Origin of the sequence: Streptomyces sp. NPDC005794 (assembly GCF_042871445.1) — a bacterium.
In the GTDB taxonomy this organism is placed as follows: domain Bacteria; phylum Actinomycetota; class Actinomycetes; order Streptomycetales; family Streptomycetaceae; genus Streptomyces.
Genome location: NZ_JBIAIN010000016.1, coordinates 82,513 through 107,550, shown reverse-complemented (window position 1 = coordinate 107,550; position 25,038 = coordinate 82,513). Strand labels below are relative to the sequence as shown.

Annotated in this window: 21 protein-coding genes; 11 read left to right on the top strand and 10 right to left on the bottom strand. The window is 70.0% G+C overall.

The genetic code is table 11. The annotated features are described in order from the left end of the window. Window positions 1-4: 4 nt before the first annotated feature. Window positions 5-370: a VOC family protein gene (locus ACFYQ5_RS24925; protein WP_389200545.1), complete on the bottom strand. Its 366-nt coding sequence runs from the start codon at window positions 368-370 to the stop codon at window positions 5-7. Window positions 371-809: 439 nt separating this feature from the next. Next, window positions 810-2,372, bottom strand: coding sequence for an MFS transporter (locus tag ACFYQ5_RS24920; RefSeq protein ID WP_389200543.1), 1,563 nt, complete (start codon window positions 2,370-2,372; stop codon window positions 810-812). A gap of 90 nt (window positions 2,373-2,462) precedes the next feature. On the opposite strand from ACFYQ5_RS24920, the gene ACFYQ5_RS24915 reads away from it, so the two are divergent. Both ACFYQ5_RS24915 and ACFYQ5_RS24910 read left to right on the top strand, forming a co-directional pair. Continuing rightward, complete coding sequence (locus ACFYQ5_RS24915) at window positions 2,463-2,828, top strand: winged helix-turn-helix transcriptional regulator (protein WP_389200541.1); 366 nt, start codon at window positions 2,463-2,465, stop codon at window positions 2,826-2,828. A gap of 87 nt (window positions 2,829-2,915) precedes the next feature. After that, window positions 2,916-4,193 carry an APC family permease gene (locus tag ACFYQ5_RS24910; RefSeq protein WP_389200539.1) on the top strand — a complete coding sequence of 426 codons (1,278 nt, stop codon included), beginning with the start codon at window positions 2,916-2,918 and terminating at the stop codon, window positions 4,191-4,193. A gap of 142 nt (window positions 4,194-4,335) precedes the next feature. Here ACFYQ5_RS24910 and ACFYQ5_RS24905 read toward each other — a convergent pair whose 3' ends face one another. Next, window positions 4,336-4,749: a MerR family transcriptional regulator gene (locus ACFYQ5_RS24905; RefSeq protein ID WP_389200538.1), complete on the bottom strand. Its 414-nt coding sequence runs from the start codon at window positions 4,747-4,749 to the stop codon at window positions 4,336-4,338. 418 nt (window positions 4,750-5,167) lie between these two features. Here ACFYQ5_RS24905 and ACFYQ5_RS24900 point away from each other — a divergent pair, with 418 nt between their 5' ends. Both ACFYQ5_RS24900 and ACFYQ5_RS24895 read left to right on the top strand, forming a co-directional pair. Beyond that, window positions 5,168-6,658, top strand: coding sequence for a SulP family inorganic anion transporter (locus ACFYQ5_RS24900; RefSeq protein WP_389200536.1), 1,491 nt, complete (start codon window positions 5,168-5,170; stop codon window positions 6,656-6,658). 153 nt (window positions 6,659-6,811) lie between these two features. Further along, complete coding sequence (locus ACFYQ5_RS24895; protein WP_389200534.1) at window positions 6,812-7,927, top strand: AI-2E family transporter; 1,116 nt, start codon at window positions 6,812-6,814, stop codon at window positions 7,925-7,927. Between the two features lie 96 nt (window positions 7,928-8,023). On the opposite strand, the gene ACFYQ5_RS24890 is transcribed toward ACFYQ5_RS24895, so the two are convergent. From ACFYQ5_RS24890 to ACFYQ5_RS24865, 6 genes are all read right to left on the bottom strand, one after another. Further along, window positions 8,024-9,901, bottom strand: coding sequence for a CocE/NonD family hydrolase (locus ACFYQ5_RS24890; protein ID WP_389200532.1), 1,878 nt, complete (start codon window positions 9,899-9,901; stop codon window positions 8,024-8,026). A gap of 359 nt (window positions 9,902-10,260) precedes the next feature. Then, window positions 10,261-11,076, bottom strand: a complete 816-nt coding sequence (locus ACFYQ5_RS24885; protein ID WP_389200530.1) for a TauD/TfdA dioxygenase family protein — start codon at window positions 11,074-11,076, stop codon at window positions 10,261-10,263. 336 nt (window positions 11,077-11,412) lie between these two features. Further along, entirely contained in the window at window positions 11,413-13,479 is a 2,067-nt protein-coding gene (locus ACFYQ5_RS24880) for an iron ABC transporter permease (RefSeq protein WP_389200528.1), read from the bottom strand. Between the two features lie 6 nt (window positions 13,480-13,485). Then, window positions 13,486-14,466, bottom strand: coding sequence for an ABC transporter substrate-binding protein (locus tag ACFYQ5_RS24875; protein WP_389200527.1), 981 nt, complete (start codon window positions 14,464-14,466; stop codon window positions 13,486-13,488). Continuing rightward, window positions 14,463-15,362, bottom strand: coding sequence for an ABC transporter ATP-binding protein (locus tag ACFYQ5_RS24870; RefSeq protein WP_389200525.1), 900 nt, complete (start codon window positions 15,360-15,362; stop codon window positions 14,463-14,465). The genes ACFYQ5_RS24875 and ACFYQ5_RS24870 overlap by 4 nt, the downstream gene beginning before the upstream one ends. A 187-nt stretch (window positions 15,363-15,549) precedes the next feature. Further along, window positions 15,550-16,140, bottom strand: coding sequence for a TetR/AcrR family transcriptional regulator (locus ACFYQ5_RS24865; RefSeq protein ID WP_389200523.1), 591 nt, complete (start codon window positions 16,138-16,140; stop codon window positions 15,550-15,552). Between the two features lie 192 nt (window positions 16,141-16,332). Between ACFYQ5_RS24865 and ACFYQ5_RS24860 the strand changes: the two genes are divergently transcribed. After that, the gene (locus ACFYQ5_RS24860; RefSeq protein ID WP_389200522.1) at window positions 16,333-17,283 is read left to right on the top strand and encodes an alpha/beta hydrolase family protein; all 951 of its coding nucleotides are present in this window, start codon (window positions 16,333-16,335) and stop codon (window positions 17,281-17,283) included. Window positions 17,284-17,457: 174 nt separating this feature from the next. On the opposite strand, the gene ACFYQ5_RS24855 is transcribed toward ACFYQ5_RS24860, so the two are convergent. Continuing rightward, window positions 17,458-18,405 (bottom strand): methionyl-tRNA formyltransferase, encoded by a 948-nt coding sequence (locus ACFYQ5_RS24855; RefSeq protein WP_389200520.1) that lies wholly within the window; start codon window positions 18,403-18,405, stop codon window positions 17,458-17,460. 243 nt (window positions 18,406-18,648) lie between these two features. On the opposite strand from ACFYQ5_RS24855, the gene ACFYQ5_RS24850 reads away from it, so the two are divergent. The 6 genes from ACFYQ5_RS24850 (at window position 18,649) to ACFYQ5_RS24825 (ending at window position 24,985) form a co-directional block, all read left to right on the top strand. Continuing rightward, a complete protein-coding gene (locus tag ACFYQ5_RS24850) occupies window positions 18,649-18,894 on the top strand; it encodes a SidA/IucD/PvdA family monooxygenase (RefSeq protein ID WP_389200518.1) in 246 nt (81 codons plus the stop codon). Between the two features lie 90 nt (window positions 18,895-18,984). Further along, a complete protein-coding gene (locus ACFYQ5_RS24845) occupies window positions 18,985-20,043 on the top strand; it encodes a FecCD family ABC transporter permease (RefSeq protein ID WP_389200517.1) in 1,059 nt (352 codons plus the stop codon). Next, window positions 20,040-21,104 (top strand): FecCD family ABC transporter permease, encoded by a 1,065-nt coding sequence (locus ACFYQ5_RS24840; protein ID WP_389200515.1) that lies wholly within the window; start codon window positions 20,040-20,042, stop codon window positions 21,102-21,104. The genes ACFYQ5_RS24845 and ACFYQ5_RS24840 overlap by 4 nt, the downstream gene beginning before the upstream one ends. Before the next feature lie 42 nt (window positions 21,105-21,146). Beyond that, a complete protein-coding gene (locus ACFYQ5_RS24835) occupies window positions 21,147-21,986 on the top strand; it encodes an ABC transporter ATP-binding protein (RefSeq protein WP_389200686.1) in 840 nt (279 codons plus the stop codon). 115 nt (window positions 21,987-22,101) lie between these two features. Further along, a complete protein-coding gene (locus ACFYQ5_RS24830) occupies window positions 22,102-23,154 on the top strand; it encodes an iron-siderophore ABC transporter substrate-binding protein (RefSeq protein WP_389200514.1) in 1,053 nt (350 codons plus the stop codon). 43 nt (window positions 23,155-23,197) lie between these two features. Continuing rightward, complete coding sequence (locus tag ACFYQ5_RS24825) at window positions 23,198-24,985, top strand: ABC transporter ATP-binding protein (protein WP_389200512.1); 1,788 nt, start codon at window positions 23,198-23,200, stop codon at window positions 24,983-24,985. Window positions 24,986-25,038: the final 53 nt, after the last annotated feature.

The following is a 25,038-nucleotide window of genomic DNA, read 5'->3' as shown; positions in this document are numbered from 1 at the left end:
CTGTTCAGGAGCTTTCGATGAGAACGAGGTTGTTGCCGTCCGGGTCACGCACAGCGAACATCGGCGGTACTCCGGGCCCCATCCGCACAACCTCCGCATCCGCGTCGAAGCCGCGTGTACGCAGGTCCGCGTGGTCGGCGTCGGCGTCCCGGGTCGTAAGACGGATGCCGGCCGGGACGCCTTCGGGAACGAGCGCGACAGTCGTCGTCGCCCCAGGCGGTGCCACCTCGATCCAGCGCCCATCGCCGAAGGGGACGTCCCGTCGTACTTCGAAGCCGAGCTCACCGACGTAGAACTCGGTTGCCTTCTGCTGGTCGGTGACGCGAATCCCGACCGCGGCCACCTGTGTGATGTGTGTGGTCCTGCTCATTCCCTGCCTCCGCTTCCTTGGCGTTCACCAGGTAAGACGGAGACCGGCGGGGAAACTCATCGCTGGCCACGAAGACCGACCGGACCGGGCTTCTCGACAGGTCGAACGTTGCCTGATGCGGCATCGGTGTGATGCATCGAAATTTCAGGTCAAGTCTGCTGTTGGTTTTCGGCAGCCGGTGGAACGATCTTGGTGAGGTAATCGGCGAGAGAGCCGAGGATTTCGTCGGTGGTCCTGGTCCTGGTCCTGGTCCAGGTGAACGGTGTGCCCAGCGCCTGCTCACGCCGGGCGACAGTAGGCGTCGACCCGGCGGGGACGGTCAACCGGGTCCATGAGAACCCTTCGCGAATCCGATGACCCACGGAACCAACGAGTGAGCCCTTGTTCCGCGGATGGTGGCAGGAGCGGTGCAGGGCCCGGTGGCCCTGGCGTGTTCTTTTCATCGCTTCCTCGGCGGACGCAGCAGGAAGGCCGCCATGGTGGCCGTGGCGACCAGGCCGATGGAGGCGAGGGTCAGCACAGTGGTGAAGCCCTGATCGTAGACCTGTCGTGCCGCGTGCAGCAGTGCCTGTGCCGTGTGGTCCGGGAGGCCGGCGGCGAGATCCTCGGCGCCTGAGAACGATTCCTCGGCTGCTGCCCGCTGAGCCGGATCGAGACCTGGTACCTGGGGCAACCCGGTCCGGTACACGGCGGCAAGGACGGTGCCGAGGAGGGCGACACCAAGGCCCGCGCCGAGTTCGAAGGAGGTCTCCTGGATCGCGGCCGCCTCCCCGGAGCGCTCCGGGGAGGCGGCACTCATGAGGGAGTCGGCGCCGAGCGTCATCACGATGCCGGCGCCGTATCCCGCGCCCAGCAGCGGTACGAGCAGTAGCCCGTAGTGGCCGGTGTCCCCGGTGACGGCCATGGTCGCGAGGGCGACAGCGAAGAGAGTGAGTGCCCCGGTGAGCGCCCACCGGTTGCCCCATCGGCTCGAGGCCCACGGGGCTGTGACCGCGCCGATGGCGTTGGCGGCGGCCAGGGGCATCAGGGCGAGTCCGGCGCGCAGGGGTGTGTACTGGCCCACCTGCTGGAGCCACTGGGTGAGGAAGAACAGCAGGGCGACGTAGGAGCCGAAGCAGCCGATGACACACAGGGTGGCGGTGGTGAAGCGGCGCTCGCGGAAGAGGGAGAAGTCGAGGAGTGGCTCGTCGATGCGCCGCTGGCGGCGTACGAAACGGTAGATCAGGAGGCTCCCGATGGCGGCCGTGACGGCGATGAGCCAGTTCACCCCCGCGTGTTCGCCGGCCTGCTTGAGCGCGTAGACCACGCAGCCCAGGCCGGTGACGGACAACGCCGCGCCGGCCAGGTCCCAGCGGCGGGGAACGGGGTTCTTGGACTCGGGGATGACCCGGGCGCCGACGGTCAGGAGGACGAGGATGACGGGGACGTTGATCAGGAAGACCGCGCCCCAGCCCCACCGGGCGGTGACCAGACCGCCGACCAGCGGGCCGATCGTCGCACCGACACTGTGCGCGGAGGTCCAGATTCCGATGGCGAAGGCCCGCTCGCGGTCGTCAGTGAAGACGACCCTGATGATCGCTACCGTGGAAGCCATGATCATGGCTGCGCCGACTCCGAGCGCGGCCCGTGCCACGATGAGTTGCGCCGTCGACGTCGAGAAGGCAGCCGCCGCCGAGGCGAGGCCGAAGACGGTGAACCCGCTGAGCACCATGCGGCGCCGGCCGAGGCGGTCGCCGAGCGTGCCACAGGTCACGAGCATGGCCGCAAGCGCGAGCGAGTAGACGTCGACGATCCACAGCAGCCCGGCGGGCGTGGGATCGAGTTCCCGGCTCATGCTGGGCACGGCGACGTGCAGCACGGTGAGGTCGATGCCGCACAGCAGCAGGCTTCCTGACACCACGGCCAGCACCAGCCACCGTCGCCCGCCCAGGGGGTCCGAAGGCCCCGTGCGTTCCGTCTCCCCGGCTGCCCGCACCGCTGCCGGTGCCTTCTTGTTCGACATACGCTCAGCCTCAGGGAGTACCAACACAGACGACAAGTACGGTCTTTGATGTCCCCAAGGCACAGTCTGTATACCGATGGAGGCCAGCAAGTGCGTTCCAGCGTCGAGGACGTCCCGGACGAGTGCGCGGTCGAGTTCGCCATGGAAATGCTCGGGGGCCGTTGGAAACTGGCCGTTCTCAAGCAGCTGGTCGAGGGCACCCACCGTTTCGGTGAACTGAGGCGCGCGCTGCCGGGTGTCACGCCGCGCATGCTGACCCGCCAGCTGCGGGAGCTGGAAGCCGACGGCCTGGTGACACGAACCGTGTACGCCGAGGTGCCGCCGAGGGTCGAGTACGCGCTCACCGAGGTCGGGCACAGTCTGGACTCCCTCACTGACGAGCTGGACAAATGGGGCCGCTGGTACCGCGCGACGGTACGCCGCGAGGTACCCTCCGGCCATCGCCCCCCGGCATGATGTGAGGCGAAGGCCGGATGAGCAGGCCCCTCATATATCGTCTGCGCGATATCGGAGTCTGCAGGGCGTGCCGCCGAGGAGCGAACCATGAGTGAGCCATCGATCCCCGCCGGGTCTCCGGACGAGTTGCAGCGTCGGCTCGGTGTGCCCGACGCCGTGGTGATCGGCCTGGGATCGATGATCGGCGCGGGGATCTTCGCCGCCCTGGCCCCGGCCGCGCACGCCGCCGGCTCCGGTCTGCTGCTCGGCCTCGCGGTCGCAGCGGTGGTGGCGTACTGCAACGCGACCTCTTCCGCCCGGCTGGCCGCCCGCTACCCGGCCTCGGGCGGTACGTACGTCTACGGCCGCGAGCGGCTCGGTGATTTCTGGGGTTACCTGGCGGGTTGGGGGTTCGTGGTCGGCAAGACCGCGTCCTGTGCGGCCATGGCGCTCACAGTCGGCTCGTACGTGTGGCCGGGGCAGGCGCACGCGGTGGCGGTGGCCGCAGTGGTGGCACTGACCGCGGTGAACTACACCGGGGTGCAGAAGTCCGCTTGGCTGTCCCGGGCCGTCGTCGCCGTGGTCCTGGCCGTGCTCGCCGCCGTGGTGGTCGCCGCCTTCACCTCCGGTGGGGCGGATGCCGCGCGGCTGGACGTCGGTTCGGATGCCGGCTTCGGCGGCGTACTCCAAGCGGCGGGGCTGTTGTTCTTCGCGTTCGCCGGTTACGCCCGCGTCGCCACTCTGGGTGAGGAGGTCCGCGATCCCGCGCGCACCATCCCCCTCGCCATCCCGATCGCGCTGAGCATCACCCTGGTCGTCTACGCCCTTGTCGCCGCTTCCGTCCTCATGGCGCTGGGTCCGCAGCAACTGGCGGACGCCACCGCACCGTTGGCGGACGCCATGCGGGCCGCCGGTGCCGGCTGGATGGCGCCGGTCGTGCGCATGGGCGCCGCCGTCGCGGCGCTCGGCTCGCTGCTGGCGCTGATCCTCGGCGTCTCACGCACGACGCTGGCGATGGCGCGGGACCGGCACCTGCCGCACGCCCTGGCCGCCGTCCACCCCCGCTACAAAGTGCCGCACCGGGCCGAGCTGGTGGTCGGTGTCGTGGTGGCGGTGCTCGCCGCGACGGCGGACGTGCGCGGGGTGATCGGATTCTCCTCCTTCGGCGTACTTGCCTACTACGCCGTCGCCAATGCCTCCGCGTGGACGCTCACCCCTGCCGAAGGCCGCCCGCACCGCCTCATCCCTGCAGTCGGGCTGGCCGGCTGCCTGGTCCTGGCCTTCGCCCTGCCGGTCTCCGCGGTCACCTCCGGGGCCGCGGTGCTGGCCTTCGGCGCCGCCCTCCATGCCGTCCGTCGCGCCGTCACCACCCGCCAGGCGCCGTAGCTCGAGGAGCTGGCGCGCGAGATCATCGGCGCCGACACCGCGGACTGACTGCCGCGTCGTTCATCGGCCTGCGCGCGCACGGCGGGCTGTGTGCAGCCGCACCGCGCTCCTCTGGAACTCCCGCAACCCGTCCACCTCCCCATCAGGACCGGACCGTGGCGCCGTTCGGTTCCAGGCGGGCGCCCAGAGTGGCGGCGAACTCCTCGGCACGGGACAACTGGACACGCAGCTTCTCCACCTGCTCGACAGCGGCCTGCTCGTAGACGCGCACACGCGCCACCAGGGCCTCTCGCTCGCCCGAGTCGACCACGTCGTCGGCATCGAGACGGTCGGTGGCGTCCAGCAGGTCGCGCATCTGTTCCAGGGTGAAGCCGAGAGGCTTCATGCGGCGGATGACCATGAGCCGGGCGACGTCGGACTCGGTGTAGAGGCGGAACCCGCCCTGGGAGCGGGCCGAAGGGATGACCAGGCCCGTTTCCTCGTAGTGGCGGATGGTGCGCAGGGACAGTTCGGTCCGTGCGGCGACTTCGCCGATCTGCATGTGCTTGTCGTCCACGCCCGTGGTCCCGGCCCTTCTCGTCGTGGCGAGCCGCGTTCCGGGCCCACCGAACTCCACTCTAACGTTAGGGTAGAGTTGTTGATGGCGAGGGCGGCCGGGCTGCCCCGCTACTGCCGTTCCGGGGCCGATGACGCCCCCGACGAAGAACCGAGCCTTGCAGGAGAGAGCGTGCGTGAGCCCATGACGTCCATCGCCGCCGCCTGCCCTCCGTGACCCTTCGCGACCGGACCTGAGCCGCTGGGACGTGTGCCCGCGCCAGGCCCCTGCTCTGTTTCGTCTCTCTCGACTTCCGGCCCGCCCCACGGGCCGTCCGCGGGGTGCCGGCCCGGTCCCTACGCGGTCTTTCGCACGCCCCGGCCTGCCGGTGGGCTGTGCCCGAGCACGACAGGTTTCTGCTTCCTTGTCTTCTTCCGTAGTGACTCCCGCTGCGCGGCCGCGCGGACTGCGCCCGGACTGGCTGAGCAACCCGAAGGTCTGGCGGACCGAGATCCTGGCCGGTCTGGTGGTCGGCCTGGCCCTGATTCCCGAGGCGATCTCGTTCTCGATCATCGCCGGGGTGGACCCCGCGGTCGGTCTGTTCGCCTCGTTCACCATGGCCGTGGTCATCTCGGTCGTCGGCGGACGGCGAGCGATGATCTCCGCCGCCACCGGCGCCGTCGCCCTCGTCATCGCTCCGTTGAACCGCGAGTACGGCCTGGGGTACCTGATCGCCGCCGTCATCCTGGCGGGGATCATCCAGATCGCACTCGGCGCGCTCGGGGTGGCGAAACTGATGCGGTTCGTCCCGCGCTCGGTGATGGTCGGCTTCGTCAACGCACTGGCGATCCTCGTCTTCATGGCCCAGGTGCCCGAGATGCACGACGTGCCCTGGGCGGTGTACCCGCTGATCATCGGCGGCCTCGCACTGATGGTGTTCTTCCCGAAGGTCACCAAGGTGATCCCGGCCCCGCTGGTCTCCATTCTCATCCTCACCGTCATCACGGTCGCGGCAGGCATCGCCGTGCCGACCGTCGGCGACAAGGGCGAGCTGCCCTCCGCTCTTCCGGTGCCCGGCCTGCCGGATGTGCCCTTCACGATGGACACCCTGACCACCATCGCCCCCTACGCGCTCGCGATGGCGCTGGTCGGCCTGATGGAGTCGCTCATGACCGCCAAGCTGGTCGACGACATCACCGACACCCACTCCTCCAAGACCCGTGAGTCGATCGGCCAGGGCATCGCCAACATCGTCACCGGCTTCTTCGGCGGGATGGGCGGCTGCGCCATGATCGGCCAGACGATGATCAACGTGAAGGTCTCCGGTGCCCGCACCCGCCTGTCCACCTTCCTCGCCGGAGCCTTCCTGATGGTGCTCTGCATCGTCTTCGGCCCGGTCGTCTCCGACATTCCGATGGCCGCCCTGGTGGCCGTGATGGTGATGGTGTCGTTCGCGACCTTCGACCGGCACTCCGTCGCGCCGAAGACCCTCAGGCGGATGCCCGCCGGTGAGACCGCTGTCATGGTCATCACCGTGGTCGTGGTGGTCGCCACCGAGAACCTCGCCGTCGGCGTCGTCGTCGGCTCCGTCACCGCGATGGTCATCTTCGCCAAGCGCGTCGCCCACCTCGCCCGCGTCACCGCCGTCACCGACCCCGACGGCACCAGCGTGGTGTACTCCGTGACCGGCGAACTGTTCTTCGCCTCCTCCAACGACCTCGTCGGTCAGTTCGACTACGCCGGCGACCCGGACAAGGTCGTCATCGACCTGTCCGCCGCCCACATCTGGGACGCCTCCTCCGTGGCCGCCCTCGACGCCATCGAGACCAAGTACGCCCAGCGCGGCAAGACCGTGGAGATCACCGGCCTGAACGACCCGAGCGCCGACCTCCATGGCAAGCTCACCGGCGAACTCACCGGGAGCCACTGAACCGTCCCCGCGAAACCCGGAGGGCCCGGCCGGCCGCCGGTTCCCCGCTTGCCCGGGGCTGCCCGGCACGTGCGCATGGCTTCGGCTCGTCCGCGCGACCTCTGAGCCGGGCGGGCCGACGATTGCGGCACCGGGGACCCATAGGGTGACTCCATGTCTGTCACGCTGAGTTCCACCAAAACCCGCGCCGCTCTTCGCGCTTCGGCGCGCGTATCGGGCGAGTTGCTCTTGGTCCTTGTCATGACCGCGCTGGCGGTGTGGGTGCTGGGGCGTATGTGGTCGGTCGTCTGGCCTCTCATAGTCGGCTTGTTGCTCACCACTCTGACCTGGCCCGTGACACGCTTCCTGCGCCGGCGCGGGTTGCCGCCGGCACTCGCGGCCTCGGTGGTGACGGTGCTGTTCCTCCTGGTCGCAGGAGGAGTCGTGGCACTGATCGCGGTGCCGGTGGCCTCCCAGGCCGGGGAGCTGACCGACGGTGTGGTCGAAGGCATCCAGCGAGTGCGTGAGTGGGCCTCCGGGCCCCCGCTCAACATCGGTGACGACCAGATCACCAGTGCGTTCGACACCGCTACCGCCCGCATACAGGACAGCATCGGCAGCATGGTGACGACCGTCGTCACCGGGGTGAGCACGGTGGTCAACGGTGTGGTCACCGCCGTCCTGGCGGTCTTCCTGATGTTCTTCATGCTCAAGGACGGCCCCAAGTTCCTGCCGTGGCTCGCACGTCAGATGCCCGGCCGGTTCGCCACCGATGTTCCGGCCGTGGCGTCGCGCGGTTGGGAGACCCTGGGCGGGTTCGTGCGTTCCCAGGCGTACGTCGGTCTCCTCGACGCCGTCCTCATCGGCATCGGCCTGTGGATCGTGGGCGTGCCGCTGGTGCTCCCACTGGCGGTACTGACCTTCGTGGCGGCGTTCGTGCCGATCGTGGGAGCCCTGTTCGCCGGCTTCGTCGCCGTACTCATCGCCCTCGTGTCGAACGGACCGACCGACGCGCTGATCGTGCTGGCGATCATCATCGGGGTGCAGCAGCTCGAAGGCAACGTGTTCCAGCCCATGATCCAGAGCCGCGGGCTCGGACTGCATGCCGCGGTGATCCTGCTGGCGGTGACGTTGGGCGGCAGCCTGGCGGGCATTGTGGGCAGTCTCCTCGCCGTACCTGTCGCCGCGCTGATCGCGGTGGTCTGGAACTATCTGCGGGAGCAGCTGAGCGAGCCGTGGGCGGAGCCGGAGACCGACGGCTCGCCGAGTGGCGTCGGCTCCGCTTCGTAACGCCTCCCTGCTCGTTCCGGTGGTCGGAAGGGGCCGGCGTCGGCCGACGTTCCCGGTGGAGTCCGGGAGCTCCGGCGGCCGACGCCGGCCCAGGAGTCAGAGGCGGCCGCCGGGGACGACCGTGAACGTGGCGGGGCCGGCCGGCAGGTCCACCGTGTACTGACGCAGGTAGGTGTCCAGATACGGCGAGCGGGCACCTCCGGTGGCGACGTCGCCGGACGGGTCGTCGAGGTCCAGTCGGAGCTGGGCCTTTCCGACCTGGATGGTCTCGCCGGAAGGCGTGTCGCGCCACGAGCCCGTCCGGATGGACCCGATCTCCACCGCCAGGACGTGCCCGGCCGCCAGGGTCCAGTCGGTCGCCTTGAGATCGACGGTGAGCCTGCCCGTGGTCAGCAGCGAGACCTGCTCGTCGAACATGACGGCCGTGCCGTCCGGGGCGACGTCGTACAGCTTGAGCATGACGTTCCCGTCCCCCTTGGCGGTCAGGGAGATCTGTGGGGTCCCGGTGATCCGCACGGCCTTCTTGAGCGTCTCGGACCACACGAAGTAGCTCGATGTGACCGCCCCGGACCTCTGGAGCAGGGCTTGTCCCTCGGCGAGGCCCTTCGGGGCGGCCGGATCGGTGGTGGGGGCGTTCTCCATGTCCCATTCACCGGAGGACTTCACGCGTTCCCGGAGTGCCGGCACGCCCGACGTGCTCAGGGCGGCGAGGGTGGAGAGGCCGCCGTCGTCCACGTACGCGCCGCCGCCGAGGGGGAGTGCGACGGAACGGTCCACGACCGGCCATGTCTTCTGTGCCCGCCACTCTCCGGCGGAGTCCTCGACGGAGTAGGCGGGGTAGCGGACCGCAGGCCTGACACCCTTGAGGTACTGGTCGTAGAAGGAGAGCGTCTCGTCGTACCAGCCCTCACGCCCCATGGACAGGCGTCCGTCACTGGTGCGGTCCCCGCCCCGTACGTGTTCCCACTGGCCGACCCAGCCGCGCTCCGGACCCCGGTGGTTGTCCAGGTACTCCTGCATCTCCTCGGGCTTGGTGTTGTTCTCGATGAACCCCTGGGTCACGAAGAGCGGGGTGTCGGTGCCCTCGGCGGCCTTCGCCAGGTCGCGGGAGGTCCAGAACTCGTCGCCCTGGTCGGCGATACGGTACCCGGCCGCATTCTGCGTGAGGCACTCAGGATGGGCGTCCTCGTAACGGGAGTTGGCCAGGTAGCGCGGATCGTCGTCCGGCAACTGGTCCAGTGTGGCAATGGAGTTGTAGGCATCGGCGGTGCCGGTGACGTTCGGACGGGGTACGCCGTTCGAGTAGATGTACTGGTACATGTCCCACACGGGCTCCTGGGCGACGACGGCCTTGAGCGCGCGCTGGTCCAGGTTGTTGCCGATGAGGCCCGTCAGTGCGTCGTAGGACTTGCCGTACAGGCCGACCGAGCCCGTGGACCAGGGCTGCTTCGAGGCCCAGTCGATCGCCGCCTTCACATCCGCCTGTTCGCCGGGGCCGCCCCAGTCGAGGCAGCCGGTGGAGCCGCCGAAGCCGCGCAGGTCCACCATGACGAAGGCGTAGCCCTGGTCGAACAGGTCGGTGCCCTCGATGAAGTCCTGGAAACGGCCGGAGGGGCCGGTGTGCGTCCAGCCTTCCGCACCCGACTGTCCGGAGTGCCCGAAGTACGGGCCGACCGACAGGATGACGGGCACCTTCGCCCTCTTCGGGAGTCCCGCGGGCAGCAGCACGTCGGCGTGCAGTTCGGTGCCGGAGCGGTCCGATGAGGGGAAGTAGTGCTGCGTCCAGAGCGAGCCCTCCGGAACGCGGTCGTTCTCCTCGTGGGTGACCGGGGTGGTCGCGGCGGCGACCGGTCCGGTGCGGTCCTGCGCCGCGACGGGCCCGGAGGCGGCTGCGGGGCCGGCGAGGACGCCGGTCGCGGCGAGGGTGGTGACGAGTACCGAGGTGGCCCATCTGGCCGTGCGACGTGCTCTCACATGCTTCTCCCGGCTGGGTGGATACGGGGTTTCGCAGTGGTGCAGGCCGAGCAGCGGCCCCCGGACCGCCGTGAGGAGCGCGACGGTGGTCGCGCACATCCGCGGAGCTGGATCACAGCGCGGACGTGAACCGGAGCCGACGGTGAAGGAGTCTATGATCACTCCGCACAGGCTTCAACACGCAGGTGTGTCCCCCGTGTTACTGATGTGAGGGGCGGGCCGGTCCCCTCCCGGGGCACAGGCGTCGCACGTCGCCGCCATGGCGGCAGCGCCCGTTCGCCGCAGCTCGACGGCGCCCGGCACGAGGACTCTTCGTCAGGGTGCCGGGCGCCGGGTGCCTCGCTGGTGGAACGGCGACGTCAAGCAGCCGAAGTGTCCCCAGGCCGCTCGACCCCGATCACCTTCCGGTACACGCGTGCACCGTCGCCGTAGTCGTCCACTGCGTAGTGCCAGGTCGCCTGGTTGTCCCACAGTACGAAGTCGCCGGGGTTCCAGCCGAAGCGGATGGTGTAGTCCGGAGACGAGGCGTGCCTGAGCAAGTGGTCCAGCAGGGTCCTGCCCTCCTCCGGAGTGACACCGGTGAGCCCGAGGGCGGAGGTGCTGATGAACAGCCCCTTCCGGCCCGTGGCGGGGTGTTTCAGGACGAGGGGATGCTCGACGGTCTCCACGACGGAGCTCCGCGTCGCGCCCTGGGCGTAGTTCTGCGGGTCGGCGTCGTAGACGGCGCTCACCGATTCGAGCAGCACCTTGAACGGCTCCGACAGGTCGTCGTAAGCCGTCTGCAGGTCGGCCCACAGCGTGTGCCCGCCGAGCTCGGGCACCTCCTCGTAGGTGAGTGACTCGATGGCGAAGACGGGGCTGCGCCACAGCCCACCTATGTGCCAGGTGCTCGCCTTTCCGGTGTGCCGGACGTTGTACGGGTAGACCAGCGGATGGGCGGAGTCCTTCGCGGCGGTGGGGTGGTCGAACGGCTCCGCGAAGATGCGAACGGCCGCCACATGCTGATCGGGCGTCAGGTTCTGGTCGCGGAACACCAGTACCTTGTGTTCCTGGAAGGCCTGGCGAAGCTGGTCAGCGGTGCCTTCGTCGACGCTGTGCGTGAGGTCGATGCCGATCACCTCGGCGCCGAACCTCGGCCCGACGCGACGGATCTCGTGAGTGGTGACGGTGGCCATGTCCATCTCTCCCTGTGCTCGTGCCTGTTGTCGTGCGGGGACGTCGTCAGGCTCGTCGACAGAGGGAGGCGGAGGTGTGCGCCAGATCCACATGCAGTCTTCGGTACAGCGTGGGAAGGGTCACCCGGGACACGCTAGACGGCGTGGCCGGGGCAGGCCAGAGGCGAGCCGTTTCACTCGTGTGAACAACCGGCGGACGCTTCGGAGTGACCGTGGCGGTCCGACCGGGCAGTGGCTCATCCGTCTCCAGGACCGGCTCCGGCAGCCATCAGGCCGGATGCGGCCGGGAGGGCGGGGCGGGCCCGGTCCACGGACCGGGCCCGCCCCGCCCCGGTCTCAGTGCCGCGTGCGGACCAGCAGGTACACGAAGTACGGCGCACCGATGACGGCCGTCATCAGACCGGCGCCGAGCTGGGCCGGAGCGATCACCGTGCGACCCGCCAGATCCGCGAGGCAGACCAGCACGGCCCCGAGCAGGAGCGCGACCGGGACCACCCGTACGTGACGCCGGCCGACCAGGGCGCGTGCCGCGTGCGGGGCGACGAGTCCGACGAAGGCGATCGTGCCCGCGGCGGCCACCGCGGTGGCGCTGAGCAGGACGGCCACCACGAGGAAGCCGAGACGTGCCCGGGGGAGACCGAGGCCCAGGCGCCTCGGGGTGTCCTCGTCGAGCGCGACGAGGTCCAGTTCCCGTCGGCAGACCACCGCCACCACGATGCCGACGCCGAGTGCGAGGGCCACCGGCAGTGAATCGGGCATGGTGCGCCCGTACGTCGATCCCGACAGCCAGGTGAGGGCCTTCGTCGTGTCGAAGGGGTCGCTGAGCACGATGACCAGGCTGATCAGTGCCGCCGCGGCGGAGGACACTCCCATCCCGAGCAGGACCAGCCGGTTCTGCCGGAAGCCGCCCCGGGCGGCCAGCCCGAAGACGATCGCCGCGGTGACGGTCGCCCCGCCGAACGCCGCTCCCGCGACCTCCCACGACCCGGCGGACTGCGTGGTGGTGACCAGCAGGACGGCGCCGAGACCGGCGCCCCCGGAGACTCCCAGGACACCCGGTTCCGCGAGCGGGTTGCGGGTCACGGCCTGCACCAGGGTGCCGGACAGGGCGAGCGCGGCACCCGCCAGGAGGGCTGCGGACACCCGGGGCACCCGGGTGTCGAGGACGAACGTGACGACCCGGCCGGCCCTGCCCTGCGCCCAGTTCACGACGTCGCCGAGCAGCAGCTTCGCATCGCCGAGGAGTACTGCCGCGAAGAGCAGGCCCAGGAGGACGAGGGCGAGCGCGACCACGGTGACGAGGAACGCCGTCCGCCCGGGAATCCTCAGCCGGTCCGGCGCCTCCGCTGAGGCCGTGTCGCGAGTACGGAGCGCCATCACGACGAGGAAGACCCCACCGACGACGGTCGTCACGACTCCGGTCGGCACCTCCGCGGCGGTGTCGGCGGGCACGACCGCACGCAGCAGCACGTCCGAGCCGAGAACGAGCGCGGCTCCCACGAGTCCGGCCACGGGCAGGCTCACCCGGGAGCGGACGAGCCCCCGGAACCGGCGGGCCAGCGGCCGGACGAGCGCGGGCGCGCAGAGGCCGACGAAGCCGATGGGGCCGGCGACGGTGGCCGCCGCCGCGGAGAGCAGGGTGGCGAGCACGACCGCGGTGACCCGGGTCCCACGGACGGGTACGCCCAGCCCCCGGGCGGCGTCGTCACCCAGGGCCAGGGCGTCGATCCGCCGGGCGACGAGCAACAGCCCGACGAGGCCGACAGCGATGACCGGGGCCATCTGGCGGACGCCGTCGAACCCGTTCTGTCCGATGCTTCCCTGGTTCCACCGGTAGATCCCCTCGGTCTGCTGGGGGAACAGCAGAAGCAGTGCCTCGGTCACCGCGTTGAGGCCCAGCATGAGGGCGGTACCGGCGAGGACCAGGCGGACACTGCCTTTGCCCAGCCCGGACACCCCGAGTACGAGCGCCGCGGCGGCGAGTCCGCCGACGAAGGCGGCGCCGGACGAGGCGAGGAGCGGGAGGGTGGTGCCGGTGACGGCGAGCATCCCGAGCGCCAGGTAGGAGCCGGCGTTGACGGCGAGGGTGTCCGGTGAGGCGAGCACGTTCCGGCTGACTGCCTGGAGGGCGGCGCCGGCCATGCCGAGGGCCAGCCCGACGAGTACGGCGGCGACCATTCTCGGCAGCCGGGACGCGATGACGACGGAGGCGTCTGCGGCCCCGGCGTTCCCGGTGAGCGCGTTCCGGACGTCCGACGCGCCGACGTCGGCGGTGCCCTGGGTGATGTCGACGGCGGCGAGGACCATGACCAGCAGCACGAGCGCGGCCGTCACGGCGACCGCGCCCGTCGTGGCCGCGGCGGTGCGGTCACGGCCGACCGCGGTCTTGTCGATGACGGCCACGGCGTGCTACTTCGTCAGGGCGTCGACGAGGGAGTCGGCGTACGCCTCCATCGAGCGAGGACCGCCGAACATCCAGACACCGTCGGGCAGCCGGTGCACGTTGCCGTCCTTCACGAAGGGCAGCGACTTCCACACGGCGTTCTTCGCGAGGGGGCCGGTGAACGGGTCGCCGTCGACATCGTTCGCGACGTATGAGAACTGGACGTCGCCGAGGCCGGTGAGCCCTTCGACGTCGGTGGTGGCGAGGCCGTAGCTCTTGTCACCTTCCATGGTCCAGGCGTTCTTCAGACCGAGCCGCTCGTTGACGGCGCCGAGGAGGGATCCGCCGGTGAAGGCGCGGACGGAGACCTGGTTCGACGCGACGTAGCCGTCGGCGGAAGCGATCCCGGCGCCGTCGAGACCGGCGTCCGCGAGAGTCTTCCTGCCCTCGGCGAGGCTCGCCTCGAACTCCTTCTTGACGGTGTCCGCCTCAGCCTCCTTGCCGGTGGCCTTCGCGATGAGGTCGAGGCCTTCCGTCATCGCGCCGATCTGGTCGGCGGCGTCGGCGGAGCTGATCTCCAGTACCGGTGCCACCTGGCGGAGCTGCTTCACCACCGCGGGCGCGAGGTCGCTCGTGGCGACCACGAGATCGGGCGCGAGGGCCGCGACGGTGTCGATGCTCGGTTCCCCGCGGGTGCCGATGTCCTTGGGGGTGCCGGTGAGGGGAGCCGCGGTGTTCCAGGCGGCGTAACCCTTCACGTCAGCGACGCCCACGGGGGCGACTCCCAGGGCGACCAGGTCCTCGGCGACGTTCCACTCGGTGGCGACGACCTTGGTGGCGGGGCCGTCGAGGGTCACCTTCGTGCCCTTGGCGTCGGTGAGGGTGATCTTCCCGGCGGGCTTGCCCGAGGCCGCGGCGTCGTCGGAGGAGGGCTCCGTGGTTCCGCAGGCGGCCAGGGAGAGGGCGGCGACGGCGACGACGGCCGAGGCGAGGAAGTGGCGTCTCATGGGGAGGTGCTGAGCCTTTCGGATCTGGAGTGGTGGCGGCCCATCGCGCGGGTGCGCAGGCGGCCGGTCGAAGGATCGGCGTCCACGTCGATACGAATGCCGTAGACGTCCGACAGGAGTTCCGGGGCGAACACGACCTCGGGCGTGCCGTCGGCGACGACGCGTCCCGCGTTGAGCAGGGCGACGCGGTCGGCGACGGCCGCGGCCTGGTCGAGGTCGTGGAGGACGACGCCCACCGCGATGCCGTGGTCGTCGGCGAGGTCGCGTATCAGATCGAGGAGCTCGACCTGATAGCGGAGATCGAGATAGGTGGTGGGTTCGTCCAGCAGCAGGACGCCTGTCTCCTGTGCGAGACAGCTCGCGAGCCACACGCGCTGGAGCTGCCCGCCGGAGAGTTGTTCGACGCCCCGCCCGGCGAGGTCCGCCACACCGGTGAGTCCGAGCGCCCGGTCCACCGCGGCGGTGCCGCGAGGGTCGGGGCGGCCCCAGCGGCCCCGGTAGGGGTAGCGGCCGAAGTCGACGACGTCCCGGACGGTGAGCCCGCCCGGCGTCGACCGGGACTGTGTCAGGAGCGCGACGCGCCGCGCGAAGTCGCGGGCGTCGAGCGCGAAGCCGTCCGTGGCCTCGTCCGTTCCCGCGTCGACGGTGAGCGAGCCTGTGCGCGCGGTCTGGAGCCGGGCGAGCGTGCGCAGCAGCGTCGACTTCCCGCTGCCGTTGGGGCCCACGAGGGCGGTCACTTCGGCGGGCCGCAGGGCGATGGCCGCGTCGTGTACGACGTCGACCCGGCCGTACGCCACCGTCACCCCGGTGGCTGACAATCCGTGGCCGCGTGAACGCGGCACAGCAGTAGCCACTGGGGTGTCCACAGCACGGGAAGTGCTCTCACCAGCTCTCATGCCCGTTAGGTTAGCCTGCCCTTACAGTGACGTGGGCGGGGGTCCTCCGTCAGGAGGACTCACCCCGGTTCCGGCAGAGCCGTCCCTGGCGAGCCTTGGCGGGGCCGCGGACGGTCGCCGGGCCCTGCCGGGAGAGTCGCAGCCATGTCCCCGCTGGGGCTGGTGCGCGCCGCGGTCACGTGGCGGGTCAACTCGATTGTCGAAGCCCCGCGATGAGGAGCCCGACCAGTTGACGTGCGTCGTAGCGTGGATTGGTGCCGGAGCCCGCGCAGAGGCCCCCGACGCCACGCATGAGCGCGTAGGCGTCCATGCCCGGACGGATCTCACGCGAAGCGGCTGCGGCGTCGAGCAACTGGGTGCATACGGGTACGAGCCGCTCGAGGAAGTAGGAGTGCAGGGGGTCGAAGCAGGGGTCGTCCGACTGCAGCACGGAAGCGAGTCCCTGTTTCGTGACCACGAAATCCACGAAGAGTTCGATCCATCGGCCCAGAGCTTCGTACGGCGTCGCGCTGGTGGTCAGGAGCGCCGGGCCGGCCTCGGCGAGTGCCTCGACCTGGTGCCGGTAGACGGCGACGATGAGGTCCGCCCGCGTCGGGAAGTGGCGGTAGATCGTGGCCGTCCCCACGCCGGCCTCGGCCGCGATGTCGCGAATCGGCGCCTCGACACCTGACGTGACGAAGACCGCGGCGGCCGCCTCGAGCAGGACCCCTTCGTTGCGCCGCGCGTCCGCCCGTTTCGTCTTGGGTGCGTTACCTGCGCCTCGCTCGCTGCCGCTCACCGCACGGTCCCCTTCGTTGTCGACTAGCTATACGGGACACTGTCCCGTATGTTCTATCCGGGACGGCGTCCCGTTTCTTCATGATGGCAGACCGAAGAGACGGCAGCCACTCCGCACCCGGTCGGCACGCTGCGCCCGCTCGGGCTTCGCACCCGGTACGGCACGTGCAGAAACTCGAAGGAAGGCCTTCTCATGACCGCATCAGACGTGGCGACGACGGACGTCGCCCTCAATGTGTCCACGTCCGTCGTCTCGGTGAAGCCGGTCGTGCTGGAAGCGCCGGGCCGAGGTGAGGACCTGCAGATGAGGGTCTCGGCGCCGACGGCCGGCGATGCGCTGCCGATCGTCCTCTTCGCGCACGGCTTCGGCTCGTCACTGGACGGCTACGGCCCCTTGGCCGACTTCTGGGCCGCGCACGGCTTCGTGGTGATTCAGCCCACCCATCTCGACTCCAGGACAGTGGGCCTGGCTCAGAGCGATCCCCGCACGCCGCGGATCTGGCGCTTCCGCGTCGAGGACATGAAGCGCATCCTGGACCAGCTCGAACTGCTGGAAGCCGCCGTTCCGGGTCTCAGCGGCCGACTCGACCACAGCCGCATCGCCGCTGCGGGCCATTCCTTCGGCGGCCAGACCGCGGGCAATCTGCTGGGCCTGCGCGTTCTCGACCCGGTGAGCGGGAAGGCGGAGGACCTGTCCGACCCGCGGATCAAGGCGGGCGTGCTGCTCGCCACCGCGGGCAGAGGTGGCGCCGACCTGACGTCGTTCGCGGCCGAGCACTTCCCGTTCATGAATCCGAGCTTCGCGAACATGGTCACGCCGACCCTCGTGGTCGTGGGGGACAGGGATGACTCGCCACTGTCCGTCAGGGGACCGGAGTGGCTTGCCGACCCCTACTTCCTGAGCCCGGGTGACAAGAGCCTGCTCACCCTGTTCGGGGCGGAACACTCGCTGGGTGGAATTCCCGGCTACGAGGTCAAGGAGACAACGGACGAGAATCCCGAACGCGTCGCCCTGATCCAACGGGTCACCTGGGCCTACCTCCGACATGCGCTCGACATCGAGCATGCGAGCTGGGCGGCCGTGCGGAAGACCCTGTCGGAGAGTGTGGCACCCATCGGGCGGATCGAATCCAAGTCCTCCTGAGCGGCGTCTCGTTCCGCAGTTCCCTCCAGGAGTGTCAGGTTCCGTGGGATTCGGCGCGGGTGGGCTCCGTGGTCGCGGGCGAGGCGGCAGAGGTGGGTGAGCCGGCCCGAGGTCCGCTCGTACGCACATCCGCCGCAAACGCCGACGCGCGGCAGTCCCGGCAGGAACCCGACCTCAGGGGCGACTGCTCAGATAGCCGCCCATGGACGTGAAGTGCTCCGTCGCGGGCACTTCCCGGCCGTCTTCGGTGCGCACCCGGGTGATGGCCAGGCCATGGTTGCGTCCGGTGCGGGCGTCGGCACCGGCGACGATCACCACGCCGTCGCCCTCACGGTAGAAGACGCGGCCGGGCGTTCCGCCGTAGCGGCCCCGGGACACCACGGCGGCGAGGACCTCGATGCGCTTGCCCCGATGGAAGGTGAAGGCGCTGGGGTACGGCTCGGACTGGGCGCGGACCAGGCGTTCGAGGTCCTCCGCAGGCCAGGTCCAGTCGATGCGGATGTCCTCGGCGGACCGTTTGTGGAAGAAGGTTGCCCGGGAGCGGTCCTGGGGGGTGAACTCCGTCTTCCCCGCCGCGATGAGATCGAGTGCGCCGATGGTGACCGGGGCGATGAGGTCGACGGTCCTGTGGAAGAGGTCGGTGGCCGTGTCCGCAGGGCCGACCGGGACGGCCTCCTGCCGGACGATGTCGCCGGCATCGAGTTCGTCGTTCATCACGTGCGCGGTGACGCCCACTTCGGGCTCCCCGTTGATCAGGGCCCAGATCAACGGGGAGAAGCCGGCGTACTTCGGCAGCAGTGAGTCGTGGATGTTCAGCGTGCCGTGGCGCGGGAGGCCGAAGATGTGCGGGGGTATCCACGTCCGCCAGTTGTTGGCCACGATGATGTCCGGGGCGGCCTCCTCGAGTCGCCGGAACAGCTCGTCGTCGTCGGGCCGGTTGCGGATCAGTACGGGAACGCCCCGGGCTTCGGCGAGGTCGGCGACGGAGTCGCTCCAGATCTTCTCGTAGGCGTGTTCGCTCTTGGGGTGCGTCACGACCAACACCACGTCGTGCTCGGAGTCCAGGAGGGCTTGCAGGGTGCGGTGCCCCCAGGTCTGGTACCCGAACATGACAACCCGCATGGGTTCCTCCTTGACGCAGGGGATGACGAGCAACTCGGTGAAGCGAGGCTTACCTTACTGTGCAACAGGGTCTCGTGGCGGGCCTGTTGACGGATACGGATGTCCGCTGCCCGCGCCGTCCCCTATCGACAGAGCCGGGTAATGAGCTTAGGCTCACCTAAGCCGTATCGGGTCATCCGTCGGCGTGCCCGAGTTCTGGTTCCTCGTGCGTTCAGGCGGCGTCCCCGCATGATTGGGAGTGACATGGCACAGGTTCTGCCTGGCGACGCACCACCGGTCCACGACCTCGTCGGCATCGGCTCCGGACCGTCCGAGGTGGCCATGGCGACCGCGCCCGGCGAGCACCGCGCGGGCTCCTGCCCGCACCAGCCGGTCACGGCTCACTTCTTCGAGTGCCAGCCGGGCTTCGGCCCGCACCACGGGGTGCTGATCGACGAGGTGACCGGCTTCTTGTCCCTCCCGGAGAGGACCGGCAGCACCGCCGGCTGACGGGGTGATGCCGAGAGCGAGCCGCCCCAGCGCTCAGGAGCCCAACTGCCCATGCTTCAGCCACAGATCAAAGGGATACCGTACGTCGACATGAGCACGACTGCAGTGGAGCGTCCCGCGCCCAGGGGCACGACGGAAGCCCGGCGAAGGCGGGGTGCGGGCCTGGGTGTGCTGGTGGCGGTCCTCGTGATCGGGACAGTCGTGTCGCTGGCTGTCGGTGCGCGCGCGTTGAGCCCCGCGGAGGTGTGGCACGGGCTGTTCGCGGCGCCGGACAGCGATCAGCGGCTCACCGAGATCAGGCTCATCGTGCGGACGGTGCGGGTGCCCCGGACGGTGCTCGCGCTCGTCGCGGGCGTCGCGCTGGGGATCGGCGGGGCACTGATCCAGGGATACACACGCAACCCGATCGCGGACACCGGACTGCTGGGCGTGAACTCCGGTGCCTCGTTCGCCGTGGTCACGGTGATCGCCCTGTTCGGCTTCGCCGACCCGTTCCAGTACGTCTGGTTCGCCTTCCTGGGGGCGGCGGTCGCCGGAGTCGTCGTGTTCGGGCTGTCGAGTATCGGCCGCGGGGCCGGCAACCCACTGACCCTCGCACTGGCCGGCCAGGGAGTCACGGTGTTCCTCGCGGCGATGACCACGGCGGTCGCGCTGTCGGACCTGAAGTCGCTGAACGCGTTGCGGTTCTGGAACGCGGGGTCCGTCGCAGGGGTCGGGTTCGACGTCATCTGGCCGGTGACCGGGTTCATCGCGGCCGGGGTGGTGCTGGCACTGACCACGCTGCCCTCCCTCAACCTGCTCAACCTGGGGGACGACGTGGCGCGGGGCCTGGGCGTGAACATCGCGTTGAGCCGGACCGTCGGCATCCTCGCCATCACTCTGCTCGCGGGAGCGGCGACGGCGGCATGCGGCCCCATCGCGTTCCTCGGGCTGATGGTGGCCCATGTGGCCCGGTATCTGACCGGTCCGGACTACCGCCGGCTCGTGCCGTACGCGGGTCTTCTCGGCGCCGCCGTCCTTCTGGTCTGCGACATCGTGGGGCGCGTGGTGGTGCGGCCGGGAGAGCTGGACGCGGGTGTCGTGGTCGCCCTTCTCGGCGCGCCGTTCTTCGCGGTGCTCGTATGGCGAGGAAAGTTCAGGAGCGCATGAACGGGACGACAGAGGTGAAGAGGCCGGTGACGCCCGGCGTGCGCTTCGGCCAGGTGTCGTTCGTCTGGCGGCCCTGGACCGTATCCGTGACGCTGCTGCTGGCGACGGCCGCCTTCCTGGTGTTCTGTCTGTCCATCGGGGTCGGGGACTTCCCCATCGGCCTGTCCCGGGTGATCGCCACGCTCCTGGGCCGGGGTGAGCAGGTGGACGAGTTCGTGATCATGGACCTGCGGATGCCGCGTGCGCTGGCCGGGCTCCTCGTGGGGATCGCTCTGGGGGTGTCCGGGGCGATCACCCAGTCCATCGCCCGCAATCCGCTGGCCAGCCCGGACATCCTGGGGATCACCGGAGGTGCCGGCGCCGTCGCGGTGTTCCTGGTGACGGCGTCGGGCGGGACCGCCGCCGCGGTCGTCAGCACCGTGGGGCTCTCCGCTGCGGCGCTCGCGGGCGGCCTCGGGACGGGGCTGCTGGTCTACTTCCTGGCGTGGCGGCGCGGGATCGACGGCTTCCGGCTCATCCTCATCGGTATCTCGGTGACCGCCGTGATGGAGGCCGTCACCACCTGGCTCCTGACCACGGCCGACATCAGGGACGTGGCCCGGTCGCAGGCGTGGCTGGTCGGCTCGCTGGACAACAGGTCGTGGGACGAGGTCCGCGTGGTGTTCTGGTGCACTCTCGTCCTCATGGTGGTCGTGACGGGTGCCGCGTTCCAGTTCAAGCCCATGCACCTCGGCGACGAGGTCGCCGCCGGGCTGGGCGTCCGCTTCTCGAGGGTGCGGGCGGTCCTGTTGTTGTGCGCGGTACTTCTGGCTGCCGCGGCGGTGAGCGCGGCGGGCCCGGTCCCGTTCGTGGCGCTGGTGGCTCCGCAGGTGGCGATGCGCCTGGCCAGGTGCCCGACGCCACCCCTGGTGGCCTCCGGCCTGGTGGGCGCTCTGCTTCTGACCGGCGCGGACCTGACCGCCCGCTCGGCGCTGCCGATCACTCTTCCGGTCGGCGTGGTCACCGCGGCGATCGGCGGCCCCTTCCTCGTATACCTGCTGGTGCGGGCGAACCTCAAATAGATGACGAACAAGACCGTACGGAACGGGACAACGGGGGAACCTGTGAGTGCTCAGCACATCGTGAAGACCGATTCAGAGGTCGAGGACGTCGCGCGGCTGGCAGCCAGGGGCATCTCCGTCGGTTACGGAGGCCGGACCGTCATCGACGGTCTCGACGTGGTGGTCCCGCCAGGACTGATCACCACGATCATCGGCCCCAACGGCTGCGGGAAGTCGACCCTGTTGCGCACCCTGTCACGGCTGCTGAAGCCGACCGCCGGGGCGGTCGTGCTGGACGGCGAGGACATCGCCGGACTCCGGACCAGGGACGTGGCGAAGAAGCTCGGTCTTCTGCCGCAGGCCCCGGTCGCGCCGGAAGGGCTGACCGTGGCCGACCTGGTCGCCAGAGGGCGCCATCCGCACCAGAGCTGGCTGCGGCAGTGGTCGTCGGACGACGCCTCCGTCGTGGAGCGCGCGCTGGCCATGACCGGGGTGTCCGAGCTGGCCGGCCGCCCGGTCGACTCGCTGTCCGGCGGGCAGCGCCAGCGTGTCTGGATATCGATGACGCTGGCTCAGGGGACCGATCTGCTGCTGCTGGACGAACCCACCACGTATCTGGACCTGGCCCACGCCATCGACGTGCTCGATCTGGTGGACGACCTGCACGAGTCGGGCCGCACCGTCGTCATGGTGCTGCACGACCTCAATCTGGCCACCCGATACAGCGACCACCTGGTCGTCATGAGGGCGGGGGCGATCCTGGCGCAGGGACACCCGCGCGACGTGATCACGGCCGAGCTGCTGCACGAGACGTTCGGGCTGAGGGCCAAGGTGATCGACGACCCGGTGGGTGACCGCCCGCTCATCGTGCCCATCGGGCGTACACACGTGCGGCTCAACTGATGCTCCCGTAAAGGTATTAGATAAAGTTAGGCTAGGCTCACCTCACTCCGTGCGGATAGGGTTTGGCTGCCCTCGGGCGGGGTTCAGCGGACAGCGCGAAAGCAGGGGATTTCGGATGCTCTTCCACAGATCGACGTTTCTGAAGCCATGGCGACGGCTGGCGGCGACGCTCTCCGCGGCGACCCTCGGTGTCGGCCTCCTCGCGGGTTGCGGATCCGACGCGGCGGACGACAGGAGCGACAAGGCCCCGGCTGCCGCCGACGGCGCGTTCCCGGTGTCGGTGGAGCACGCGTTCGGCTCCACGGAGGTCGCCAAGGCCCCCGAGCGGGTCGTCTCGGTCGGCTACACCGACGACCAGGCCATCCTCGCGCTCGGCATCAAGCCGGTGGGCATGGTCGACCAGTACCCGAACCCGGCCGGCACGTCCCCCGACATCAACACCCAGTGGCCCTGGGTGAAGGACAAGTGGGGCGACACCCGCCCCGAGGTCGTGATGAGCAACGGCGACGCGGGCCCCAACTACGAGAAGATCGCCTCCCTGCGGCCGGACCTGATCATCGCGGTCTACTCCGAGATCGACCAGGCCGCCTACGACAAGCTCTCGAAGATCGCCCCCACCGTGGGTCGCACCAAGGCCGAGGAAGAGCCCTTCAGCGCACCGTGGCAGGACAACGCGGTCCACATCGCCAAGGCGCTCGGCAAGGAGGACGAGGGCGCCGCACTGGTGAAGGGCATCCAGGACAAGCTCGACGCGGCCGGTGAGGCGCACCCGGAGTTCGCGGACCAGACGGCCGTCGCGCTGTCCTGGTACGAGAACTCGGTCGCACCCTTCACCACCACCGACGTACGTGGACGGCTGATCACGGGCATGGGCTTCAAGGGCGCGACGAAGATCGACGAGATCGCGGGCGGCAAGTTCTACACCAAGCTTTCCCCCGAGCGCATCGACCTGGTCGACGTCGACCGCGTCTTCGTCATCAACGACAAGGCGGACCAGGAAGCGCTGAAGAAGTTCGAGCTCTTCGCCAACCTGTCCGCGGCCAAGGAGGGGAAGGTCTCCTACCTGCTGGACAGCGAGGGCCCGGCGGTCGGCGCGGCCATGTCGCAGGGCACCCTGCTCTCCCTGCCGTACGCGATCGACGAGCTCGTGAAGTCGGTCGACCAGTGAGGCGTGCCTGCCGGCTTCGCCGCCGGGCGGACGTGGTTCCTGAGTGACCGGGACCGACACGCGCGTTGCCCCGGCCGCCCTGCGCACGGCGGCCGGAGGCGAGTCCACCCGATGGGTCGCCGCGCGCTGCCGCGAGGTGCCGTGGCTCACGGCCGCCACCGTGCTCACCACGGTGGCCGGGGCGGCGCTCCAGGTGCTGCCGGTGCTCCTGCTCGGCCGGGTGGTCGACGGTGTGGTGGAGGGTGACGGGCGCTCGGTCCTGGTCACGATCGGGGTACTGATGGGAGCCGCCGCGCTGCTCGGCGCGGCTGCCACCGCGGTGTCGACGTACCTGATCGGGCGGCTGGGCGCGGATCTCCTGGCGCGGCTGAGAGAAGCCGCGGTCCGGGCGGTGCTGGGTATGCCGAGCGCACGGATCGAGCAAGTCGGCCGGGGTGATGTGCTGTCACGGGTCGGCGACGACGTGGCCGTGCTGTCCAGAGGTATCCGTACGGCCGTCCCCACGGTGTTCTCGGCGGGCGTGCTCGTCGCCATCGCCACGGTCGGCATGTTCGGGCTGGACTGGCGGCTCGGTCTGGCGGGCGCGGGCGCGCTGCCCGCGTACGGACTCGCCCTGCGCTGGTACCTGCCCCGGTCCGCACCGCTCTACCAGCGGCAACGGGCGGCCCAGGCCGACCGTGCGCAGGCCCTGATCAGCGGCCTGAACGGGATAGACACCGTCCGGGCGTACCGGCTCGAGGACGCCTTCCGTGAGAAGGTCACCGCCAGGTCATGGCGCGTGCGCGAGCTCGGCATCGACGTCTTCCGGATCTTCGGCCGGTTCGTGGGCCGGGAGAACCGTGCCGAGTTCATCGGGCTCGTCCTCATTCTCGTGGTGGGGTACGTCCTGCTGGAGGCCGACGCGGCGAGCCTCGGCGAGGTGGCGGCGGCCCCGCTCATGTTCCACCGGTTGTTCACGCCGCTGGGCGCCATCATGTTCACCTTCGACGAGGCGCAGAAGTCGGGTGCGAGCCTCACCCGGCTCGTCGGGGTACTGGGGGAGTCCGCGGAGGACCGGTTGGTCGGTGACCCCTCCGTGACCTCCGCGGACGTCGTGCCGTACCCGGTGACGGTGGAGGGGCTGACCTTCAGCTACCCCGGCGCGGGGGAGCCGGTCCTGCGGGACGTCGGTCTGACGATCCCGGCCGGTGGTTCACTCGCCCTGGTGGGGGCGACAGGCGCGGGCAAGTCGACGCTGGCGGCACTGATCGCCGGCATCGGGACTCCGCAGGCCGGTTCGGTGCGGATCGGACCGAACGATCTCGCCGTCCTGGACGAGGCGGGCGCGCGGGCTCTGGTGAGCATCCTGACGCAGGAGTCGCACGTGTTCTCCGGGCCGCTCGCCGACGACCTGCGGCTGGCCGAGCCACGGGCGACCGATACGGAGCTGATGGACGCGCTGCGTACCGTCGGTGCCGGGCACTGGGTCGACGCACTCCCCGACGGGCTGGACACCGTGGTCGGCGAGGGCGGTGAGCGGCTGGACGTCACGAAGGTCGCCCAGATCGCGCTGGCCCGGCTGGTCCTGAACCGGGCGCCGGTGGTGGTGCTCGACGAGTCGACGGCGGAGGCCGGCAGCGAGGGCGCCGCCGAGCTGGAGAGGTCCGTACGGGCCGCGTGCGCGGGCCGGACGACCCTGTTCGTCGCGCACCGGCTGACCCAGGCCATGGCGGCGGACCGGATCGCCGTGCTGGAGGCGGGACGCGTGGTGGAGCAGGGAACCCACGAAGAGCTGGTGGCCCTGGGCGGACGGTACGCGCGACTGTGGCGGGCCTGGCGCGAGGGCAGTTAGACATCCCTGAGTTGAGGTTGGTCCAACTCTCGTACGGTGGAAGGAAGATGAGT

What these genes read in the sequence shown, in the direction of transcription:
- ACFYQ5_RS24925 (WP_389200545.1), bottom strand. Translation starts at nt 370, where the DNA reads ATGAGCAGGACCACACACATCACACAGGTGGCCGCGGTCGGGATTCGC.
- ACFYQ5_RS24920 (WP_389200543.1), bottom strand. Translation starts at nt 2,372, where the DNA reads ATGTCGAACAAGAAGGCACCGGCAGCGGTGCGGGCAGCCGGGGAGACG.
- ACFYQ5_RS24910 (WP_389200539.1), top strand. Translation starts at nt 2,916, where the DNA reads ATGAGTGAGCCATCGATCCCCGCCGGGTCTCCGGACGAGTTGCAGCGT.
- ACFYQ5_RS24895 (WP_389200534.1), top strand. Translation starts at nt 6,812, where the DNA reads ATGTCTGTCACGCTGAGTTCCACCAAAACCCGCGCCGCTCTTCGCGCT.
- ACFYQ5_RS24885 (WP_389200530.1), bottom strand. Translation starts at nt 11,076, where the DNA reads ATGGCCACCGTCACCACTCACGAGATCCGTCGCGTCGGGCCGAGGTTC.
- ACFYQ5_RS24875 (WP_389200527.1), bottom strand. Translation starts at nt 14,466, where the DNA reads ATGAGACGCCACTTCCTCGCCTCGGCCGTCGTCGCCGTCGCCGCCCTC.
- ACFYQ5_RS24870 (WP_389200525.1), bottom strand. Translation starts at nt 15,362, where the DNA reads ATGAGAGCTGGTGAGAGCACTTCCCGTGCTGTGGACACCCCAGTGGCT.
- ACFYQ5_RS24860 (WP_389200522.1), top strand. Translation starts at nt 16,333, where the DNA reads ATGACCGCATCAGACGTGGCGACGACGGACGTCGCCCTCAATGTGTCC.
- ACFYQ5_RS24855 (WP_389200520.1), bottom strand. Translation starts at nt 18,405, where the DNA reads ATGCGGGTTGTCATGTTCGGGTACCAGACCTGGGGGCACCGCACCCTG.
- ACFYQ5_RS24850 (WP_389200518.1), top strand. Translation starts at nt 18,649, where the DNA reads ATGGCACAGGTTCTGCCTGGCGACGCACCACCGGTCCACGACCTCGTC.
- ACFYQ5_RS24845 (WP_389200517.1), top strand. Translation starts at nt 18,985, where the DNA reads ATGAGCACGACTGCAGTGGAGCGTCCCGCGCCCAGGGGCACGACGGAA.
- ACFYQ5_RS24840 (WP_389200515.1), top strand. Translation starts at nt 20,040, where the DNA reads ATGAACGGGACGACAGAGGTGAAGAGGCCGGTGACGCCCGGCGTGCGC.
- ACFYQ5_RS24830 (WP_389200514.1), top strand. Translation starts at nt 22,102, where the DNA reads ATGCTCTTCCACAGATCGACGTTTCTGAAGCCATGGCGACGGCTGGCG.